Below are 6232 nucleotides of genomic sequence, written 5' to 3' on the forward strand. Positions count from 1 at the left end.
GGTTGATGAAGTACTGCCTGAACAACCCATGCGTCAGTGGGTGTTGAGCTTCCCGTTTCAGCTGCGTTTCCTGTTTGCCAGCCGGCCCGAGATCATGGGGTGGGTGCTGGGCATCGTTTACCGCGTCATTGCCACGCACCTGGTCAAGAAAGCGGGCCATACCCACCAAGTGGCCAAGACGGGCGCGGTCACCCTGATCCAGCGTTTTGGATCGGCGCTCAATCTGAATGTTCACTTCCACATGCTGTTTCTCGACGGTGTGTATGTCGAGCAATCCCACGGCTCAGCGCGTTTCCGCTGGGTCAAGGCGCCGACCAGCCCAGAGCTCACCCAGCTGACGCACACCATCGCCCACCGGGTGGGTCGCTATCTGGAACGGCAAGGCCTGCTGGAACGGGATGTCGAAAACAGCTATCTGGCCTCGGATGCGGTGGATGACGACCCGATGACACCCCTGCTGGGGCACTCGATCACTTACCGTATCGCTGTCGGTTCACAGGCGGGGCGAAAGGTGTTCACTTTGCAAACTCTGCCGACCAGTGGTGATCCGTTCGGTGACGGGATTGGCAAGGTAGCCGGGTCCAGCCTGCACGCCGGCGTGGCGGCCAGGGCCGATGAACGCAAGAAGCTCGAACGGCTGTGCCGGTACATCAGCCGCCCGGCGGTATCCGAGAAGCGGCTGTCGTTAACACGAGGCGGCAACGTGCGCTACCAGCTCAAGACGCCGTACCGGGACGGCACCACGCACGTCATTTTCGAACCATTGGATTTCATTGCAAGGCTGGCCGCCCTGGTACCGAAGCCCAGAGTCAACCTAACCCGCTTCCACGGGGTGTTCGCACCCAACAGTCGGCACCGGGCGTTGGTCACGCCGGCAAAACGGGGCAGGGGCAACAAGGTCAGGGTGGCTGATGAACCGGCAACACCAGCACAACGGCGAGCGTCGATGACATGGGCGCAACGGCTCAAGCGTGTTTTCAATATCGACATCGAGACCTGCAGCGGCTGCGGCGGCGCCATGAAAGTCATCGCCTGCATTGAAGACCCTATAGTGATCAAGCAGATCCTTGATCACCTGAAGCACAAAGCCGAAACCAGCGGGACCAGGGCGTTACCCGAAAGCCGGGCGCCACCGGCTGAGCTGCTCCTGGGTCTGTTTGACTGACGAGCCTGAAGGCCAACGATACCAATCAAAATGCTGCGTTCACAGCGCCGCGGCAGGGATCCGCCGTGCTGGTTGTCGGAAAAGGAGCCGCTAGTGGGAAAGAGGAGGGTAAATTTTCAGCGTTGCTGGCTCCCCGTCAGCCGGATTGGGTTGCATCGCAGGGGTGTCGAAAGAGTCAACTGCGGTCCAAAGCTGTTGGACTTGGGTGAAAAGGGCGTTTATTCTTCCTATACGTATGATTCAAACTGCAGATGAGTTACATTTGAAAGAAAAGGTGAAAAAACCAATTGAGAAATTATTGCATGTGCTTAATGCCTCAAATAAAAAATTAATTATTCAATACCGATCATTATGAAACTATCATTAATTGTTGCCATGGATAAAAATTTTGGCATTGGTAAAGACAACGATTTGTTATGGAAATTGCCGGCTGATATGAAATTCTTTAAAGAAACTTCAACAGGTCATGTAGTAATAACCGGACGTAAAAATTATGAATCTATTCCTGAGAAATTTAGACCCTTGCCAAATCGTGAAAATGCCGTTTTAACTCACCAAATCGGCTATCAAGCACCAGGAGCTCATGTCTTTTTTTCACTTACTGAATGTTTAGAGTTCTATAAAAATGAAACCGAAAGAACTGTTTTCATCATTGGTGGGGGACAAATTTATGCAGAAGTTATGCAGCGAAACATCCTTCAAGAAATGTATATCACACAAGTAGATGGAGTGTTTGACGCAGATACTTTTTTTCCTAAATTTTCTGAATCTGAGTGGAATAGTGAAACTGTACTGAAACAGGGTATTGATGAAAAACACGCTTTTGCTTTTGAAATAAAAAAATATACACGTAAATAACTCTAAAACTTACTGTTTTTGTTGAAATGTTTTGTATGTAACGGTTTCAAAACTTCAACGACCTTACTAACTTTGCCTCCTTATGATTTTATGTATAGCTGAAAAACCTTCTGTGGCAAAAGATATTGCCGAAGTAATTGGTGCAAAACAACGCAACAACGGCTTTTATGAAGGAAATGGCTATTGGGTAACCTGGACTTTTGGCCATCTGTGTACATTGAATGAACCCCATGATTACAAAGAAAATTGGAAATACTGGAAATTGGAAGATCTGCCAATTGTACCTAAAAAATTTGGCATTAAACTAATTGATAACGATGGAGTAAAAAGGCAATTTGCTGTTATTGAAAAATTGGTAGCATCTTGTTCTGAAGTCATCAATTGCGGGGATGCCGGGCAGGAAGGGGAGTTGATACAAAGATGGGTATTGGCACCTGGTCAAGAAAGCGGGCCATACCCACCAAGTGGCCAAGACGGGCGCGGTCACCCTGATCCAGCGTTTTGGATCGGCGCTCAATCTGAATGTTCACTTCCACATGCTGTTTCTCGACGGTGTGTATGTCGAGCAATCCCACGGCTCAGCGCGTTTCCGCTGGGTCAAGGCGCCGACCAGCCCAGAGCTCACCCAGCTGACGCACACCATCGCCCACCGGGTGGGTCGCTATCTGGAACGGCAAGGCCTGCTGGAACGGGATGTCGAAAACAGCTATCTGGCCTCGGATGCGGTGGATGACGACCCGATGACACCCCTGCTGGGGCACTCGATCACTTACCGTATCGCTGTCGGTTCACAGGCGGGGCGAAAGGTGTTCACTTTGCAAACTCTGCCGACCAGTGGTGATCCGTTCGGTGACGGGATTGGCAAGGTAGCCGGGTCCAGCCTGCACGCCGGCGTGGCGGCCAGGGCCGATGAACGCAAGAAGCTCGAACGGCTGTGCCGGTACATCAGCCGCCCGGCGGTATCCGAGAAGCGGCTGTCGTTAACACGAGGCGGCAACGTGCGCTACCAGCTCAAGACGCCGTACCGGGACGGCACCACGCACGTCATTTTCGAACCATTGGATTTCATTGCAAGGCTGGCCGCCCTGGTACCGAAGCCCAGAGTCAACCTAACCCGCTTCCACGGGGTGTTCGCACCCAACAGTCGGCACCGGGCGTTGGTCACGCCGGCAAAACGGGGCAGGGGCAACAAGGTCAGGGTGGCTGATGAACCGGCAACACCAGCACAACGGCGAGCGTCGATGACATGGGCGCAACGGCTCAAGCGTGTTTTCAATATCGACATCGAGACCTGCAGCGGCTGCGGCGGCGCCATGAAAGTCATCGCCTGCATTGAAGACCCTATAGTGATCAAGCAGATCCTTGATCACCTGAAGCACAAAGCCGAAACCAGCGGGACCAGGGCGTTACCCGAAAGCCGGGCGCCACCGGCTGAGCTGCTCCTGGGTCTGTTTGACTGACGAGCCTGAAGGCCAACGATACCAATCAAAATGCTGCGTTCACAGCGCCGCGGCAGGGATCCGCCGTGCTGGTTGTCGGAAAAGGAGCCGCTAGTGGGAAAGAGGAGGGTAAATTTTCAGCGTTGCTGGCTCCCCGTCAGCCGGATTGGGTTGCATCGCAGGGGTGTCGAAAGAGTCAACTGCGGTCCAAAGCTGTTGGACTTGGGTGAAAAGGGCGTTTATTCTTCCTATACGTGCCGCGTTCCAGGCGGCGACTATGAGGGCTATGTCGATGCCCATGTGCGCCGGCTGGAGGCGCTACGCCGGGCCGGTATCGTCGAGCGGATCGACGCCGACCAATGGCGCATCCCCGATGATCTGGTCAGCCGTGCCGCCGCCCATGACGCCGGCCGAGACAGTCAGGCCAGCGTTCGCGTCCTTTCCCCGGTCGATCTGAACAAACAGATCGGATCGGACGGCGCGACCTGGCTGGACCGGCGGCTGATCCACGGCGAGACGGCCGACCTTGCGCCAACCGGCTTCGGGCAACAAGTCCGCGAAGCCATGGACCAGCGCCGCGAGCACCATATCGAACAGGGCGACGCCACCCGCAGCCGGGACAGCCGCGTCTTCTACCGGCGCAACCTTCTCGCCATCCTGCGGGAGCGCGAGGTAGCCGGCGTCGGATCGGATATGGCTTTGAGTAAGGGCCTGCCGTTCCGCGCCGCCACGGACGGCGAGAGCGTCAGCGGCAAGTTTACCGGAACCGTGCATCTATCGAGCGGCAAGTTCGCCGTGGTCGAGAAATCCCATGAGTTCACCCTTGTCCCGTGGCGGCCGATCATCGACCGCCAACTCGGCCGCGAGGTTATGGGCATCGTGCAGGGCGGGTCGGTGTCGTGGCAGTTAGGGCGGCAGAGGGGGCTGGAACGCTGAGTGCGCCCATGCCGCATTGCGAAGCAAAAGATAATCGGATAAAATGTAGCAATTCATATTCGTAAGCGTGGAGTAATCAGATGGGAAATTCCAAGTCAGCAGACAAGTAAGCCGCAACAACCAGTATTGTTGTTGCGGCGCTCTGTAAGGCTAGTCTCATCTGATTGCTGACGAGCAGACGTCGCCCGGTATTCCTTAATCGAGGGTTGATTCGTCATGACCACCACACGCCCCGCGTGGGCCTATACGCTGCCGGCAGCACTGCTGCTGATGGCTCCTTTCGACATCCTCGCTTCACTGGCGATGGATATTTATCTCCCTGTCGTTCCAGCGATGCCCGGCATCCTGAACACGACGCCCGCTATGATCCAACTCACGTTGAGCCTCTATATGGTGATGCTCGGCGTGGGCCAGGTGATTTTTGGTCCGCTCTCAGACAGAATCGGGCGACGGCCAATTCTACTTGCGGGCGCAACGGCTTTCGTCATTGCGTCTCTGGGAGCAGCTTGGTCTTCAACTGCACCGGCCTTTGTCGCTTTCCGTCTACTTCAAGCAGTGGGCGCGTCGGCCATGCTGGTGGCGACGTTCGCGACGGTTCGCGACGTTTATGCCAACCGTCCTGAGGGTGTCGTCATCTACGGCCTTTTCAGTTCGATACTGGCGTTCGTGCCTGCGCTCGGCCCTATCGCCGGAGCATTGATCGGCGAGTTCTTGGGATGGCAGGCGATATTCATTACTTTGGCTATACTGGCGATGCTCGCACTCCTAAATGCGGGTTTCAGGTGGCACGAAACCCGCCCTCTGGATCAAGTCAAGACGCGCCGATCTGTCTTGCCGATCTTCGCGAGTCCGGCTTTTTGGGTTTACACTGTCGGCTTTAGCGCCGGTATGGGCACCTTCTTCGTCTTCTTCTCGACGGCTCCCCGTGTGCTCATAGGCCAAGCGGAATATTCCGAGATCGGATTCAGCTTTGCCTTCGCCACTGTCGCGCTTGTAATGATCGTGACAACCCGTTTCGCGAAGTCCTTTGTCGCCAGATGGGGCATCGCAGGATGCGTGGCGCGTGGGATGGCGTTGCTTGTTTGCGGAGCGGTCCTGTTGGGGATCGGCGAACTTTACGGCTCGCCGTCATTCCTCACCTTCATCCTACCGATGTGGGTTGTCGCGGTCGGTATTGTCTTCACGGTGTCCGTTACCGCGAACGGCGCTTTGGCAGAGTTCGACGACATCGCGGGATCAGCGGTCGCGTTCTACTTCTGCGTTCAAAGCCTGATAGTCAGCATTGTCGGGACATTGGCGGTGGCACTTTTAAACGGTGACACAGCGTGGCCCGTGATCTGTTACGCCACGGCGATGGCGGTACTGGTTTCGTTGGGGCTGGTGCTCCTTCGGCTCCGTGGGGCTGCCACCGAGAAGTCGCCAGTCGTCTAACCGACGACTGGTAGCAGGCCCGCTCCGATGCGGCGCACTAACCATCGAAACCTCGTGAATGTCGGTATCCTGTCTGGCAGGATACCGCTCATTTCCCTTGTTCAGTTCATCGCCGTCGCCGAGCATCTGAATTTTCGGCATGCGGCCAAGGCACTTGGTATCAGCCAGTCGAGCGTCAGCGCGCGTGTGAAAGCGCTGGAGGATAACCTTGGTGTCCTGCTATTTGAGCGCCATGCGCGGGGCGTTCGGCTAACAGACGCAGGCAGGCACTTCATGGAGCGTGTCACGGCGGGTGTCGATCAACTCGATCACGCAGTGAAGACCGCGGAGTGACGGGCACTGGCTGGCAATGTCTAGCAACGGCAGGCATTTCGGCTGAGGGTAAAAGAACTTTCCGCTAAGC

Annotated in this window: 5 protein-coding genes and 2 pseudogenes; all 7 read left to right on the forward strand. The window is 55.7% G+C overall.

Annotation, left to right across the window (positions count from 1 at the left end; translation table 11 throughout):
- Positions 1-1165: IS91-like element ISVsa3 family transposase (locus R8269_RS23160; RefSeq protein WP_000320694.1), on the forward strand; the 1165-nt coding region annotated here is incomplete at its 5' end.
- Between the two features lie 345 nt (positions 1166-1510).
- Positions 1511-2023, forward strand: a complete 513-nt coding sequence (locus R8269_RS23165; protein ID WP_086371372.1) for a dihydrofolate reductase — start codon at positions 1511-1513, stop codon at positions 2021-2023.
- Between the two features lie 82 nt (positions 2024-2105).
- A pseudogene (locus R8269_RS26725) lies at positions 2106-2441 on the forward strand (toprim domain-containing protein); the annotation flags it as partial.
- 13 nt (positions 2442-2454) lie between these two features.
- Positions 2455-3483: pseudogene (locus R8269_RS23170) on the forward strand (IS91-like element ISVsa3 family transposase); the annotation flags it as partial.
- A 30-nt stretch (positions 3484-3513) separates the two neighbouring features.
- Positions 3514-4398: a DUF3363 domain-containing protein gene (locus R8269_RS23175; protein ID WP_001447541.1), complete on the forward strand. Its 885-nt coding sequence runs from the start codon at positions 3514-3516 to the stop codon at positions 4396-4398.
- Between the two features lie 216 nt (positions 4399-4614).
- Positions 4615-5829 carry a chloramphenicol/florfenicol efflux MFS transporter FloR gene (gene floR, locus R8269_RS23180; protein ID WP_021038045.1) on the forward strand — a complete coding sequence of 405 codons (1215 nt, stop codon included), beginning with the start codon at positions 4615-4617 and terminating at the stop codon, positions 5827-5829.
- 27 nt (positions 5830-5856) lie between these two features.
- The gene (locus tag R8269_RS23185) at positions 5857-6162 is read left to right on the forward strand and encodes a LysR family transcriptional regulator (RefSeq protein ID WP_001255015.1); all 306 of its coding nucleotides are present in this window, start codon (positions 5857-5859) and stop codon (positions 6160-6162) included.
- The last annotated feature ends 70 nt before the right edge of the window (positions 6163-6232 follow it).

This window comes from Vibrio sp. Vb0667, from assembly GCF_033391095.1.